We start from the raw sequence: 14293 nt of genomic DNA, 5'->3' as shown, positions 1-14293 counted from the left end.
CGTGACGACGACCCCCGAGGGAACGACAGCGACGACCGGATCGACCGACCGCCGCTTCTTCGGCCATCCCCTGGCCCTGGGCACCGTGTTCTCGGTCGAGCTGTGGGAGCGCTTCTCGTTCTACGGGATGCAGGCCGTCATGGCGTACTACCTGTACTACGCCGTGACCGAGGGCGGGCTCGGGTTCCCCGAGGCGTCCGCGACCAGCATCATCGGCGCCTACGGCGGCCTGGTCTACCTCGCGGCCGTGGTGGGCGCGTGGGTGGCCGACCGCCTCCTGGGCGCCGAACGGACGCTGTTCTTCTCCGCGATCGCGGTCATGGCCGGGCACCTCGCCCTCGCGGTCCTGCCCGGGGTGGCCGGCGTCGCCGTCGGGCTCGTCCTGGTCGCGCTGGGCAGCGGCGGGGTGAAGACGTCGGCGACGACGGTCGTCGGCTCGCTCTACGACCGCAACGACCCGCGCGCGGACGCCGGCTTCTCGATCTTTTACATGGGCGTCAACATCGGCGCGCTCGTCGGGCCGCTGCTCACCGGCCTGACCCAGGAGCTCGCCGGCTTCCACTGGGCCTTCGGGCTCGCGGCGATCGGCATGGCGCTCGGCCTCACGATCTACACCCTGGGCCGGCGCGGCCTGCCCGCGAGCGCGGCGGTCGTGCCGAACCCGCTGCCGGCCGGCGCGTGGGTGCGCCCCGCCGTCGTCGCGGTCGCGGTCGTCGTGGTGATCGCGCTCGGCTTCGCCACCGGCGTGCTGTCGGCGGCCACCCTGTCGACGAGCGTCGCGATCGTCGTCGCGGTGATCGCCGTCGTGATCTTCGCGATCCTGCTGAGCAGCCCGGAGGTGGACGACGACGAGCGCAGCCGCGTACGGGCGTTCATCCCGATGTGGCTGGGCAGCGTGGTGTTCTGGTCGCTGTTCCAGCAGCAGTTCACCGTCGTGACGCTCTATTCCGACACACGTCTGGACCGGAACCTGTTCGGCTGGGAGATGCCGATCGCCTGGGTCAACTCGATCCAGCCGTTCTGGGTCATCGTGCTCGCCCCGCTGTTCGCGGTGCTGTGGACCAAGCTCGGCGACCGGGCCCCGTCGACGCCGGTGAAGTTCGCCCTCGGCGCGGGCGGGATGGGCGTGGCGTTCCTGCTGTTCCTGCCCTGGGCCGGCGGCGGCGTCAACACCACGCCGGTGCTCGCGATCGTGGTCATCCTGCTGGTGTTCGCGCTCGCCGAGCTCAACCTCTCGCCGGTCGGGCTCTCGCTGTCGACCCGCGTCGGCCCGGCGACGTTCCGCAACCTCACGGTGGCGCTGTTCTACCTGTCGGTCTCGCTGGGCTCGGCGCTGGCGGGCACGCTCGCCGGCTTCTACTCCCCCGAGAACGAGGGCGCCTACTTCGGCGTCACCGGCGCCGCGGCGATCGTGCTGGGCCTCGTGCTGTTCGCGCTGAGCCCGTGGATCCGGCGGGCGATGCGCGGCGTGCGGTAGCCGCCCGTGGACGCCCCGCTGGACGCGCTCGAGGAGCACCGGCCCCACCTGCTCGCCGTCGGGTACCGCCTGACGGGCTCGCGGGCCGACGCCGAGGACGCCGTCCAGGACGCGTGGCTGCGCTGGGAGCGGCTCGGTCCCGGCGGGCGCGGTGCGGTGCGCGACGTGCGGGCCTGGCTCGCCACCACCGTCGCGCGCCTGTGCCTGGACCAGGTGCGCTCGGCGCCCGCGCGCCGGGAGCGCTACGTCGGGCCGTGGCTGCCCGAGCCGCTGCTCACCACGGGCCCCGACGAGGTGCTCGACGCGGTGGTCGCGGCGGCGGACGTGCGGATGGCGACGATGCTCGTGCTCGAGCACCTGACCCCCGACCAGCGCGTCGCGCTCGTGCTGCACGACACCGTCGGGCTCGGGTTCGACGAGGTGGGCGCGGTGCTCGGCACCACCGCGCCCACCGCCCGGCAGATCGCCCACCGGGGCCGGCAGCGGGTGTGCGCCGCGGCCCGCGAGGGCGAGCTGCCGGTGCCCGTGGCCGAGCCCGAGCAGCGCCGCGTGCTCGACGCCTTCCTCGCCGCCCTCGCCGCCGCCGACGTGCCGACCCTGGTCGCCGTGCTGCACCCCGACGCCGCGCTGCGCACCGACGGCGGCGGGGTCGTCAAGGCCGCCCGGCGGGTCGTGCGCGGCGCCGACAAGATCGCGCGCCTGCTCGTCGCCCTGGTGGCGGAGGCCGGCCCGGAGACGCTGGCCGCCGTGCGGCCGGTGACCGTGAACGGCGAGGTGGGGATGCTCGTGCCGTCGGCACCGCCGATCGTCGGCGTGCTCACGGTCGCCGGCGGGCGGGCCGTCGGCGTGCACGTGGTGATGACCCCCGAGAAGCTCAGGTCGTGAGCGGCACCTCGCACGAGGCCGCGAACCCCTGCGCGTGCAGCCCGAGGGCGGCGTTGGCGCGGGCGCGCTGGTTCTCGACGGCGACGTGCTGGGTCAGCTCGACGAGCCCCGCGTGGCCGAGGCGGGCGTCGAGGTCGGCGACCTGGGCGTCGGTGACCGTGATCGGCTGGGCGGTCATCGCGTCGGCGTAGGCGAGCACGGCGCGCTCGTCCTCGTCGAACGCGGGGTCGTCGGGCGCGCCGTCGGCGGTGGCGCGGCGCAGGTGGTCGACGTCGAGGCCCTCATGGATCCAGAGCATCTCGCCGAAGTCGACGCACCAGGAGCAGCCGACGCGGGTCGCCGTGCGGTACACCGCGAGCTCGCGCAGCCGCCCGGGCAGGACCGTCGCCGAGCGCTCGAGCAGCGACTCGCTGATCGCCGCGGTCCAGAACAGCCGCGGGTGGTGGCGCAGGGCCGCGAACGGCTCGGGGACCTCGCCGAAGCGGCGGCGCGCGAACCCGTAGGCGAGGCGGCCGAGGACGCCGGCGTCGCGGTCGCCGACGAGGGGGATGCGGGCCATGGGGTCTCCTTCTCCGGGGTGTCGGGAGGTGGACGGCGCGGGCCCCCGGAACGTGACACCGTGTCCGGCATGGAGGCCTCCGACTTCGCCGACGTCCTGTCCTCGGTCCGCGAGTTCGTGCGCGAGGAGGTGGTGCCCCGCGAGGACGAGATCGAGGCGGCCGACGAGGTCCCCGAGAAGCTGCGGGCGCAGTGCAAGGCGATGGGTCTCTACGGGTTCGCGATCCCCGAGGAGTTCGGTGGGATCGGGCTGTCGATGGCCGAGGAGGTCGAGCTCGCGATGGAGCTCGGCTGGACCACGCCGTCGCTGCGCTCGCTGTTCGGCACCAACAACGGCATCGCCGGCCAGGTCCTGCTCACCGGGGGCACGGACGAGCAGCGCCACGAGTGGCTGCCGCGCCTGGCCACCGGCGAGGTCGTCGCGTCCTTCGCGCTCACCGAGCCGGACGCCGGCTCCGACCCGTCCGCCCTGACGACTCGCGCGGTCCGCGACGGCGAGGATTTCGTGATCACCGGCGCCAAGCGCTGGATCACCAACGCCCCGCTCGCCGACGTGCTCATGGTCTTCGCGCGCACCGACCCGGACGCCGCCCCGGCCAAGGGCATCTCGACGTTCCTCGTGCCCACGTCGGCGGCCGGGGTCTCGTTCTCCGAGCACGACGCGAAGATGGGCCAGCGCGGATCGTGGACCTGCGAGGTCTACCTCGACGACGTCCGCGTGCCGGCCGCGAACCTCGTCGGCGGCGAGGAGGGCCTGCACCGCGGGTTCGTCACCGCCATGCGCTGCCTCGCGCACGGGCGCCTGCACATCGCGGCGCTGTGCACGGGGATGGCCGCGCGGCTGGTGCACGAGATGACCGAGTTCGCCCGCGAGCGCGAGCAGGGCGGGCACAAGATCGCCGCCTACCAGCTCGTCCAGGGTCTCGTGGCCGACTCGGTCACCGACTGGCACGCCGGGCGCGCCCTGGTCCGCGAGGCCGCGAAGGCCTACGACGAAGGCTCGGACACCACGCTGGGCCCGTCGACGGCCAAGTACTTCTGCTCCGAGGCGATCGGGCGCATCGCCGACCGCGCGGTCCAGGTCCACGGCGGCTCGGGCTACATGCGCGGCGTGCCGGTGGAGCGCTTCTACCGCGACGCCCGCCTGTTCCGCATCTACGAGGGCACGAGCCAGATCCAGCAGGTGATCATCGCCCGCGGTGTGCTGGGAGGCGCTGCGCGCACGTGAGCGATATGGGTCGCCCGGGCGACCCGTATCGCTCACGTGCGAAGCTTCGATCATGGCGCTCGACGGCCGCGCCCTCGCGGCACTCGTCCGGCCCGGCGCGCGGATCGCGCTGGCCGACGGCACCGGCAGTCCGCGCGCCGCGTACCCGCTGCTCTCGGCGCTGGCCCGCGAGCGCGGCGACCTGCGCCTGGTCACCGGCTGGCTGCCCGGCCCCGCCGACGGCCTCGAGCTCGACGCCTTCGCCGACGCCCGCACGGTGATGCCCGGGTGGGGGCTGCGGCGCGCCGCGGACGCCGGGCACGTGCGGGCGGTGCCGGCGCGCCTGTCGGCCGTGCCCGCCCTCGTCGCGGGTCCCCTGCGCCCCGACCTGCTCGTGCTGGCCGCCGCGCCCGGACCGTTCGGCCCGGTGCTGGGCAGCGAGGTCTCCTGGATCCGCGCGGTGATCGATCTCGGCGTGCCGGTCGCCGTGGTCCTCGACCACGAGCTCCCCCGCGCCGCGTCCGGTCCCCCGCTGCCCGACGAGCAGGTGTTCGTGCTCGGCGAGGTCGGCGAGGGCCCGCACGCGCTCGCCCCGGCCGTGCCCAGCGCCGAGCACGAGGCGATCGGGCGCCACGTCGCGGGCCTGCTCACCGACGGGGTGCGCCTGCAGTGGGCGCCCGGCCAGCTCGGCGCGGCGGTGGTCGACGGGGTGCGCGCGGCCGGCGTACGGGTGCGCGCCGACTCCGGGCTGCTCGGCGACGGCGTGATGGCGCTCGAGCAGGCCGGGCTGCTGGTCGGCGACCCCGTCGCCACCTACCTCGTCGGCTCGCCCGAGCTCTACGCCTGGGCCGACGCCCGCGGGCGCGCCGGGCACCCCGTCGTGCACCGCATCGAGCACACCCACGACCCCGGGCGCCTGGCCGCCGACCCGCCGCTGGTCGCGGTCAACACCGCGGTGGAGATCGACCACGACGGTCAGGTCAACGTCGAGGGCACCGCGACCGCCCTGGTCGGCGGCATCGGCGGGCACCCCGACTACGCGGGGGCCGCGGCCCGGGCGGCGCGCAGCCTCTCGGTGATCGCGCTGGCGTCGTCGCACCGCGGGCGCTCCACCCGCGTCGAGCGGCTCTCGCGCCCGGTGAGCACGGCGTCCCACGACGTCGACGTCGTCGTCACCGAGCACGGCCGTGCCGACCTGCGCGGCCTCGACCGCGACGAGCGCCGACGGGCGCTCGACCCGTTGTTCCCCGCCTAGGGTGGGTACGCCTGGGCGACAGGACGCGTCCACCCCGCCGACCCCCGGAGGACACCCCATGGCCGACGGCACGCCCGCCCCCACCGCCGCCCGCGCCCACCTCGCGGCCGTGCCCGACACATCGGTGACGCGCACGCCGCCGCTGCCCTCGGAGACCGCGGGCGAGCCCTGGGCGGCCCCCGACCTGCTCGCCGCGCTCGACGCGGGCGACGAGGAGGCCGTGCACGCGTGGGTGCGGGCGCACACGCCGGAGCCGGCCAGCCTGCTGCTCTACGGGCTCTACCTCGGCGCCGGCATCGTCGGGCTCATCGAGTGGCCGTCGGTGCTGCTGGCCGTGCTGAGCCAGCTCGTCGTCGACCGGCGCTTCGGCGGCGTGGAGTCGCTCGCCGCCGAGCTGCGCGCCCGGGTGGAGGCGGCGCGGGCCTGATCAGGACCGCACGAGGCGGGCGATGGCCGCGGAGGCCTCCTGGACCTTCTCGGCCGCCTCCGCGTCGCCGGCCTTGGCGGCGTCGACCACGCAGCCGCCCATGTGCTCCTCGAGCAGGCCCAGCGCGACGTTCTGCAGGGCCCGCGTCGCGGCCGAGACCTGGGTGAGCACGTCGATGCAGTACTTGTCGTCCTCGATCATCCGCGCGATGCCGCGGACCTGACCCTCGATCCGGCGCAGGCGCCGCAGGTGATCGTCCTTGCTGTCCGCGTAGCCGTGCATGACCCTCCTCGCGCCGGGGTGCCGGATCGAGGCTACCCGGCCGAGGACACCGGCCGGAGGTGATCGCGGACCGCGCCCGCGGCGGCGGACACGATCTGCCGCGCCTGGTCGTAGCCCGGGGGCTGGCTGGACATCACGGCGACCATGTAGCGGCCGTCGATGATCGCGACCGAGTGCACCTCGGCGCGGGAGGCGATGCAGCACATCCAGCCCTGCTTGACCGGGGTGCCGCCGTCGAGGAAGCCGTAGCCCTGGTCGAACCCGTCGCCCGCGGTGCGCGGGGCCTGGCCCATCGCGCCGAGCACCAGGTCGCGGTCCTGCGCGGGCAGGTCGACCTGGACGTGGCGCAGGAGCTTCACCATGTCGCGCGCCGAGGTCTGCACCTCGCCCCACTGCGAGGTGTCCTCCGGCGCGCTCGTGTCGTCGAGGTCGAGCGCCCGCGCCACCCGCGTGATCGCGCCGGGCCCGTCGTACTGGGTCCACAGGGCGTTCATGGCCGGGTCGGAGCTGACGGTCAGCGCGGCGTGCACCAGGCGCAGGTCGCGCTGGTTCAGCGTCATCTCGCCGTCGCGCTGGCGCTGGAGCATGTCGACGACGACGAACAGCTTCGCCAGCGACGCGGTGTCGAAGGTCTCCTCGCCGCCCGAGCCGGGTGCGAGCTCGCCGGTCGCGATGTCGACGGCCGCGACCCCGACCGTCGCGCCGCTGCGCTCGCCGGCCTCCTCGGCGGCGGAGACCGCGGTGGCGAGGTCGACGCGCGGGGCCTCGGGCGCGGCCGCCGGGCCGACCGACTCGACCGGCTCGGTGCCGCCGGGGATCTGCTGGAGCAGGCGGTCGGCGGACGCCAGGGGGTCGGCCGTGCCGGTGTCGAGGGTGTCGACGGTGACCATCGTCCCGGCCACCAGCGCGCCGGCCACCGCGGCGCCCAGCCCGAGCGTCAGACTGCGGCCCCGGCGTGGCGGGGTGGACCGGCGCGCCGGCCGGGAGGGCGCGGGGGCCTCGACGTCTGCCGGGAGCGCCACGGGCAGGCCCGGCGCCGTCCCGGTGGCGCGGGACGCGCGGCGCCGGGTGTCGGTCGGCGCCGGGGCGGCGGGACGGGCGGTGCGGGGCTCCCCGGGAGCGGCGTCGGGAGCGGCTCCGGGGACGACCTCGGGGGCGACGTCGGGGCGGACGTGGCGCCCGGACGGGCGGGCCTGCGCACCCGGTGGGGGCGGGGCGTCCGGTCCACCCGCGTGCCGGCCGTGGCGGCCGGGCTGCGGCCGGTCGGCGGGCGGCGGGGTGGGTACCCGCGGTGATGGCGGCACCGACGAGCGCGGCGCCGGCGGCGCCCACGCCGTCGGCGGCGGGGACGACGGGGACGACGGGCGCGGCGGCGCCGCCCGGCGCGGGGGCGGCGCGACGTGACCGGCGTGCGCCGTCGGGGCGGGTCCCCGGCGGGCGGGCGGCGGTGCCGTGAGCACGGCCACACCGCCGGTGGGGGCCGGCGCGTCGACCGGGGCGCGATGGCGCGGCGATACCGCGACGAGCCCGCCGGAGCCGGTCGGACGGGGGTATCCCGGTGCTCCATCCGGCCCCGGCCGCGGCGGCGGCCGGTGGGAGGTCACGGTTGCATCACACCACCTCGCTCCCCGTGATCGTCGACCCCCCGCCCGATCCGGTGCCGCGGTTTGACAGAGATACCCCCCAGGGGTACCAACGGGATCGAGAGAGGGAGGTCCGATGAGCGCACCGCCGGCGCCGTCCGCGTCGACCGCACCGACCCGCGACACCCCGTCGCCGGGCACGGAGCGCGTCGACCTGGCGATCACCGGGATGACGTGCGCCTCGTGCGCCGCCCGCATCGAGCGGCGGCTCAACAAGCTGGACGGCGTGAGCGCCGGCGTCAACTTCGCCACCGGCACGGCCACCGTCGAGCACCCGCCCGCCGTCGGCGTCGACGACCTCGTCGCCACGGTCGAGAAGCTCGGCTACGGCGCGACCCCGCCCGCTCCCCCGTCGGCCGCCACCGCCCCCGGCACCACCGCCCCCGACCACGCCGACGTCCTGCGCGGGCGCCTGCTGGTCAGCCTCGCGCTGACCCTGCCGGTCGTGGTGCTCGCGATGGTGCCGGCCTGGCAGTTCGCCAACTGGCAGTGGCTCTCGGCGATCCTCGCCGCCCCCGTCGTGATCTGGGGCGGGCAGGACGTGCACCGCGCCGCCTGGACCAACCTGCGCCACGGCGCGGCCACGATGGACACGCTGGTGTCGGTCGGGACGCTCGCCGCGCTGGGCTGGTCGTTCTGGGCCCTGTTCCTCGGCGACGCCGGGATGACGGGCATGACCCACCCGCTCTCGCTCACCGCCGACGGCGGGCCCGACGCGATCTACCTCGAGGTCGCCGCCGCGGTGACGACGTTCGTCCTCGCCGGGCGCTGGTTCGAGGCCCGGGCCAAGCGCCGCGCCGGGGACGCGCTGCGGTCCCTGCTCGACCTCGGCGCGAAGGACGTGGCCGTGCGCCGCGACGGGCGCGAGGAGCGTGTCCCGGTCGAGCGGCTCGTGGTCGGCGACGAGTTCGTCGTGCGCCCCGGCGAGACCGTCGCCACCGACGGCGTCGTCGTCGAGGGCCGCGCCGCGGTCGACGCCAGCGCGATGACCGGGGAGTCGGTCCCCGTCGAGGTCGGCCCGGGGGACGCGGTCAGCGGCGCGACGGTCGCCGTCGGCGGGCGGCTCGTGGTGCGGGCCGACGCGGTCGGCGCCGACACCAAGCTCGCCCGGATCGCCCGCCGCGTCGCCGAGGCCCAGAACGGCAAGGCCGCCGCCCAGCGCCTCGCCGATCGCATCTCGGCGGTGTTCGTCCCCGTCGTCATCGCGATCTCCCTGCTCACGCTCGCCGTCTGGTTGCTCGCGGGCGGCGGGGCGTCGGCGGCGTTCACCGCGGCGGTCGCGGTCCTGATCATCGCGTGCCCGTGCGCGCTGGGCCTGGCCACGCCGACCGCGCTCATGGTCGGCACCGGCCGCGGCGCCCAGCTCGGGATCCTGCTGCGCGGCCCGGAGGTGCTGGAGTCCACGCGTCGCGTCGACACCGTCGTCCTCGACAAGACCGGCACGGTCACCACCGGCGAGATGAGCCTGGGCCGGGCCGTCGCGCTGGCCGGCGTCGACGAGGACGAGCTGCTGCGGCGCGCCGGTGCCCTCGAGGACGCCTCCGCCCACCCGGTCGCCCGGGCCGTCGCCGACGCCGCCCGCGCCCGCCTCGGTGACCTCCCCGCCGCCGTCGACGTCACCAGCCGCGACGGCCTCGGGGTCACCGGGACCGTCGAGGGCCGCGCGGTCGTCGTCGGGCGCGGACGTCTGCTCGACGAGCTGGGCGTGGCCGCCGACGGGGCGCTCGCGGACGCCGTCGCCGCGGTCGAGGCCGACGGATCGACGCCGGTGTGCGTGGCGTGGGCCGACGGGTCCGGGGTGCTGCGCGCCCGCGGCGTGCTGGCCGTCGCCGACACGGTGCGGCCGACGTCCGCCGACGCGATCGCGGCGCTGCACGCGCTGGGACTGCGCACGGTGCTGCTCACCGGCGACCACGAGACCGTCGCCCGCACGGTCGCCGCGCAGGTCGGCATCGACACGGTGATCGCGGGCGTGCTGCCCGACGGGAAGGCCGACGAGGTCGCCCGCCTGCAGGCCGGGGGCGCGGTCGTCGCGATGGTCGGCGACGGGGTCAACGACGCCGCCGCCCTGGCGCGCGCCGACCTGGGGCTCGCGATGGGCAGCGGGTCGGACGCGGCGATCGAGGCCGGCGACCTGACCCTGGTGCGCGGCGACCTGCGGCTCGTCCCGGACGCGCTGCGCCTGGCCCGCCGCACCCTGCGGACCATCGAGGGCAACCTCTTCTGGGCCTTCGCCTACAACGTCGCCGCGCTGCCGCTGGCCGCGCTCGGCCTGCTCAACCCCATGATCGCCGGAGCCGCGATGGCGTTCTCGAGCGTCTTCGTGGTGGCCAACAGCCTGCGGCTGCGCCGGTTCACGCCGTCCCGCCGACCGTCCGGCGTGATCTAGTCTCGGCCGCGTGCGGCACGCGTTCGGCACCACCTTCGACGTCGACGGCGTCTACCTGAACACCCCCTCGATCGGCGTCCCGCCGCGGCCCGTGGTCGACGCCGTGTCGGCGGCGGTCACCGCGTGGGGGCGGGCGGAGACCAGCGCGCCCCAGTTCGACGGCGCCGTGGCCACCGCGCGGGCGGCGTTCGCGCAGCTCACGGGCTTCCCGACGTCCTCGGTGGCACTGGGCACCACCGTCTCGGGGCTGCTCGGGCTCGTCGCGGCCTCGCTGCCGCCGGGGGCCCGGGTGCTCACCGCCGACCGCGAGTTCACCAGCGTGACCTTCCCCTTCGTGTCGGCCGGGCACGAGGTGGTGGAGGTCGACCTCGACGAGCTCCCCGAGCGCACCGGTGCCGCGGACGTCGTCGCGGTCAGCGTGGTGGCCTCCGTCGACGGCGGGCTGGTCGACCTCGCGGCCCTGCGCGCCGAGGTCGGCCCGGACACCCTCGTCGTCCTCGACGCGACCCAGTCGCTGGGCTGGCTGCCCGCCGACCTCGGGTGGGCCGACGTCGTCGTCGCGGGCGGCTACAAGTGGCTCCTCGCGCCCCGCGGCGCGGCGTGGATGGCGCTGTCGGACCGGCTCGCCGAGCGCGTCGTGCCCGTGCAGTCCGGCTGGTACGCGGGCGGCTGGGACGCGATCTATGGTCTCCCGCTGCGCCTGCACCCCGACGCCCGCCGCTTCGACCTCTCCCCCGTGTGGCTCGCGCAGGTCGGCGCGGCGGTGTCGCTGCCGTGGCTCGCGTCGCTGGACGCCGAGGCGGTCCGCGACCACGCCGTCGGCCTCGCCAACCGCGTGCGGCGCGGGCTCGACCTGCCCGCGGGCGAGTCGGCGATCGTGGCGGTGCGCCACCACGGCGCGGCCGACCGCCTGGCCGCCGCGGGCGTGCGTTGCGCCGTGCGGGGCGGCGCCGCCCGCCTGGGCTTCCACCTGCACAACACCGAGGCGGACGCCGACACGGTGCTCGAGGCGCTGGGCTGACCGACTCGCGGGGTTACTGGCTGGTATCTCTCGGTGGGCGAGAGATACCAGCCAGTAACCTTCACAGCCCGGTCAGTCGCGCGGGTACTGCTGCGGTGCCGTGACGCCGCAGTGGCTGCACGACTCCGTGGGGAAGCGGGTCGGGGTGGTGGGTGGCTCCGCCGGGCCGCGGCGGGGACGGAACAGCACCGCCGAGAGGAGCGCGCCCGCCACCAGCAGGCCTGCGGAGATCATCATCGCCGTCCGGTAGCCCGCGGAGAAGGCGGGCGGGTCGGTGTAGACCTGCCCGGAGATGCCGGCGACCGCCGGGATGAGCGCGACCGCGAGGAGCCCCGCGGCACGGGCGATGGCGTTGTTGACGCCGGAGGCGATGCCGACGTGGCGGTCGTCGGCGGCGTCGAGGACGGTCGCGGTGAGCGGGGCGACGGTGCCCGCGAGCCCCAGCCCGAACAGCGTCACCGCGGGCAGCACGTCGACGAGGTAGGACGCGCCGGGCCCGATGCGAGCCAGCAGGAGCATGCCGGTGGCCGCGAGCAGGAGCCCGATCGTCATCGGCCAGCGCGGCCCGATGCGCTGCGCCAGCCGCCCGGAGCGTGCCGAGAGGAGCAGCATGATCACGGTGATCGGGAGCATCGCGGTGCCGGCAGCGAGCGGGCTGAACCCGGCGACGACCTGGAGCTGCAGGACGACCAGCACGAAGTTGACGCCGAGCGCCCCGTAGACGAGCAGGGTGACGACGTTGGCGCCGGTGAAGCGGGCGTTCGCGAAGAGCTCGCCGGGCACGAGCGGCGCCCGCGAGCGGCGCTCGACGAGCACGAAGGCGACGAGGGCGAGCACCCCGGCCACGCCGGTCGCGATCACCGTCGGGGTCACGCCGTCCTCGCCGGCGGCGGTGAGCGCCCAGGTCAGCGCGCCGAGCCCGGCGACGGCGAGCACGGTGCCGGGGACGTCCAGCTGGTGGGCGGCGTCGGGGTCGCGCGACTCGGGGACGTGGCGCAGGGCGACGGCCACCACGATCGCGGCCAGCGGCAGGTTGATGAGGAACACCGCGCGCCAGGTCCACTCGACGAGGAAGCCGCCCAGGAACGGGCCGACCGCGCCGGCCACCCCGCCGAGGCCCGACCAGGCCCCGATCGCCGCCGCACGGTCACCGCCGTGGAACGACGCCGAGATCAGCGCGAGGCTGCCCGGGGTGAGCAGCGCGCCGCCGACGCCCTGCAGCGCGCGCCCGGCGATGAGGAACTCCACCGACGGCGCGAGCCCGCACAGCGCCGAGGCCAGCGCGAACCAGACGACGCCGATGACGAAGATCTTGCGGCGGCCGAAGCGGTCGCCCAGCGAGCCCCCGAGCAGGATCAGGCCCGCGAGCGTGAGCGTGTAGCCGTTGATGGTCCACTGCAGCGCGGCGAAGCTGGCGTCGAACTCGTCGCCGATCCGCTCGAGGGCGATGTTGACCACCGTCGAGTCGAGCATCGCGAGGCCCGAGCCCAGCACCGTCGTCAACAGGATCCAGCGGCCCCGGGCGGAGCCCATGCGGACGTCCTCGGCGGCGGTGTCGCTCACCGGGCCAGCATGACCGCCTCACTGGTACGTGACGAGATCCGGGGGCGGCGCGAGACCGAGCGTCTCGGCGGGCGTGAGCGTCGGGGTGTCCTCGTCGTAGAAGAGCTTCTGCGGCAGGTCCCCGTCGCGGGTCGAGCGCGAGGCCCCCGTCCGGCTCGCGCAGCAGGGGCTCCCAGACCCGCGCGGCGGTGAGGAAGTCGCTCGTGCCGGGCTGGACGTCGAGTACCAGCAGCTGCTGCCGGGCCCGGGCGGCGTCGAGGTAGGTGCGCGCCGCGTCGAGCGTGATGTCGGTCGAGTAGTCGCCGTCGGGGCCCGGCGTCGCGCTCGCGACCGTGGGGGCGCCCCGGGGCGGCGAAGTCCGCGGCGACCTGCGCGAGGCGCGCGCCGGCCTCGTCGGGGGTGCCCTCGCCCAGCACGCCGAGCGCGTCGGTGCCCGCCGTGCCGTAGAAGGCGACGACCCGGTGCTGCGGGAAGATCGTCCGCCCGCCGCGGGACAGCTCCCGCGGGGGTGGCGACGGCGCCGCGACCGGCGCAGCCCGCCACGGCCAGCAGGAGAGCGAGGACGAGCAGGCAGGGACGAGAGCGCGGCACGAATTCCCCGACGGTCGCGACCGGATGGACGAATGAGTCCTCCTGTGACGCTAGGGAGCGCTGTGACGAAAGACGATCCGCCGAGGAAGCGGACCCGGGACCGTGCGCGACCCCCGTTACCGTGCACCCATCGTGACGACCGGCCTCCCGACCTCGCTGCCGCTGCCCTTCGACGGCCTCGACCAGCTCAGCACGGGCCAGACGCAGGCCACCCTGGTGATCCTCGGTGGTCTCGTGGCCCTGCTCGTCGTCGGCGTGCACGGCACCTGGCGGATCGCCCGCAACATCGTCACGATCGCCCACGAGGGCGGCCACGCCCTGGTCGCCATCTGCTCCGGGCGGACGCTGACCAAGATCCTGCTGCACTCGGACACGTCGGGCGTCACCGTCTCCAAGGGCCGCCGCGACGGGCCGGGCATGGTCGCGACGGCCGCCGCGGGCTACGCGACGCCGCCGATCCTGGGGGTCGGGGCGGCGGCGCTCGTCGCGGCGGACGCGATCTCGGCGATGCTCGTCATCGCGGTGATCCTGCTGCTCGCGACCCTGGTCCTCATCCGCAACGCCTACGGCGTGTTCTCGGTGGTGCTCACCGGCGCGGTGTTCGTGGTGGTCGCGGTCTACGGCTCCGCAAACGTGCAGTACGGGTTCGCCTGCTTCGTGACGTGGTTCCTCATCATCGGCGGGCTGCGCACGGTGCTCGAGGTGCAGCGCAAGCGCTCCCGGCGCCGCGCCCCCGACTCCGACGCCGACCAGCTCGAGCGCCTCACCGGGCTGCCGGCCGGTCTCTGGGTGGCGCTGTTCCTGACCGTCGGCGTGTTCTCGCTGCTCGGGGCGGGTCGCCTGCTGGTGGTCTGGCCGCCGGTGTGAGCTAGTGTCCTGAGTCGGAAGTTGTGAAGCGGTTGTAGGTTGGGGTTCATGGCTCGTGGACCCCAGCCGGTGCCGATCGATCTGTCCGACGACGAGCGTGAGCAGCTGACCTCGTGGGCGCGGCGGCG

Annotated in this window: 12 protein-coding genes; 8 read left to right on the top strand and 4 right to left on the bottom strand. The window is 75.8% G+C overall.

From position 1 onward, the window contains the following. Position 1 precedes the first annotated feature (1 nt). Together ACFPK1_RS09435 and sigJ are read left to right on the top strand one after the other, a co-directional pair. Positions 2 to 1477: a peptide MFS transporter gene (locus ACFPK1_RS09435; protein ID WP_378020662.1), complete on the top strand. Its 1476-nt coding sequence runs from the start codon at positions 2 to 4 to the stop codon at positions 1475 to 1477. Positions 1478 to 1483: 6 nt separating this feature from the next. Beyond that, positions 1484 to 2362 (top strand): RNA polymerase sigma factor SigJ, encoded by an 879-nt coding sequence (gene sigJ, locus ACFPK1_RS09430; RefSeq protein ID WP_378020661.1) that lies wholly within the window; start codon positions 1484 to 1486, stop codon positions 2360 to 2362. Here the strand turns inward: sigJ and ACFPK1_RS09425 are convergent. Continuing rightward, on the bottom strand, positions 2352 to 2921 hold the full coding sequence (locus ACFPK1_RS09425; RefSeq protein ID WP_378020660.1) for a carboxymuconolactone decarboxylase family protein: 570 nt from the start codon (positions 2919 to 2921) through the stop codon (positions 2352 to 2354). The genes sigJ and ACFPK1_RS09425 overlap by 11 nt on opposite strands. A 69-nt stretch (positions 2922 to 2990) precedes the next feature. Here ACFPK1_RS09425 and ACFPK1_RS09420 point away from each other — a divergent pair, with 69 nt between their 5' ends. From ACFPK1_RS09420 to ACFPK1_RS09410, 3 genes are read left to right on the top strand one after another with little or no spacing between them, the layout of a single operon-like run. Then, positions 2991 to 4148, top strand: a complete 1158-nt coding sequence (locus ACFPK1_RS09420) for an acyl-CoA dehydrogenase family protein (RefSeq protein WP_378020659.1) — start codon at positions 2991 to 2993, stop codon at positions 4146 to 4148. 52 nt (positions 4149 to 4200) lie between these two features. Next, positions 4201 to 5382, top strand: coding sequence for an acetyl-CoA hydrolase/transferase C-terminal domain-containing protein (locus ACFPK1_RS09415; protein ID WP_378020658.1), 1182 nt, complete (start codon positions 4201 to 4203; stop codon positions 5380 to 5382). A gap of 58 nt (positions 5383 to 5440) precedes the next feature. Further along, complete coding sequence (locus ACFPK1_RS09410; RefSeq protein WP_378020657.1) at positions 5441 to 5809, top strand: hypothetical protein; 369 nt, start codon at positions 5441 to 5443, stop codon at positions 5807 to 5809. Here the strand turns inward: ACFPK1_RS09410 and ACFPK1_RS09405 are convergent, their stop codons facing one another. Together ACFPK1_RS09405 and ACFPK1_RS09400 are read right to left on the bottom strand one after the other, a co-directional pair. After that, on the bottom strand, positions 5810 to 6091 hold the full coding sequence (locus tag ACFPK1_RS09405) for a metal-sensitive transcriptional regulator (protein ID WP_378020656.1): 282 nt from the start codon (positions 6089 to 6091) through the stop codon (positions 5810 to 5812). It abuts the gene before it with no gap. Positions 6092 to 6123: 32 nt separating this feature from the next. Further along, positions 6124 to 7551 (bottom strand): serine hydrolase, encoded by a 1428-nt coding sequence (locus tag ACFPK1_RS09400; protein ID WP_378020655.1) that lies wholly within the window; start codon positions 7549 to 7551, stop codon positions 6124 to 6126. A gap of 259 nt (positions 7552 to 7810) precedes the next feature. On the opposite strand from ACFPK1_RS09400, the gene ACFPK1_RS09395 reads away from it, so the two are divergent. Both ACFPK1_RS09395 and ACFPK1_RS09390 read left to right on the top strand, forming a co-directional pair. After that, positions 7811 to 10123: a heavy metal translocating P-type ATPase gene (locus ACFPK1_RS09395; protein WP_378020654.1), complete on the top strand. Its 2313-nt coding sequence runs from the start codon at positions 7811 to 7813 to the stop codon at positions 10121 to 10123. A 10-nt stretch (positions 10124 to 10133) separates the two neighbouring features. Continuing rightward, positions 10134 to 11144 carry an aminotransferase class V-fold PLP-dependent enzyme gene (locus ACFPK1_RS09390; RefSeq protein ID WP_378020653.1) on the top strand — a complete coding sequence of 337 codons (1011 nt, stop codon included), beginning with the start codon at positions 10134 to 10136 and terminating at the stop codon, positions 11142 to 11144. 72 nt (positions 11145 to 11216) lie between these two features. On the opposite strand, the gene ACFPK1_RS09385 is transcribed toward ACFPK1_RS09390, so the two are convergent. After that, positions 11217 to 12677 (bottom strand): MFS transporter, encoded by a 1461-nt coding sequence (locus ACFPK1_RS09385; RefSeq protein ID WP_378021001.1) that lies wholly within the window; start codon positions 12675 to 12677, stop codon positions 11217 to 11219. 753 nt (positions 12678 to 13430) lie between these two features. On the opposite strand from ACFPK1_RS09385, the gene ACFPK1_RS09380 reads away from it, so the two are divergent. Further along, positions 13431 to 14165 (top strand): M50 family metallopeptidase, encoded by a 735-nt coding sequence (locus ACFPK1_RS09380; protein ID WP_378020652.1) that lies wholly within the window; start codon positions 13431 to 13433, stop codon positions 14163 to 14165. The last annotated feature ends 128 nt before the right edge of the window (positions 14166 to 14293 follow it).

The sequence above is a fragment of the Actinomycetospora rhizophila genome, assembly GCF_042657905.1.
GTDB lineage: Bacteria > Actinomycetota > Actinomycetes > Mycobacteriales > Pseudonocardiaceae > Actinomycetospora > Actinomycetospora rhizophila.
Note: the sequence above shows the minus strand (reverse complement) of the source record. Positions and strands in the feature narration are given on the sequence as shown.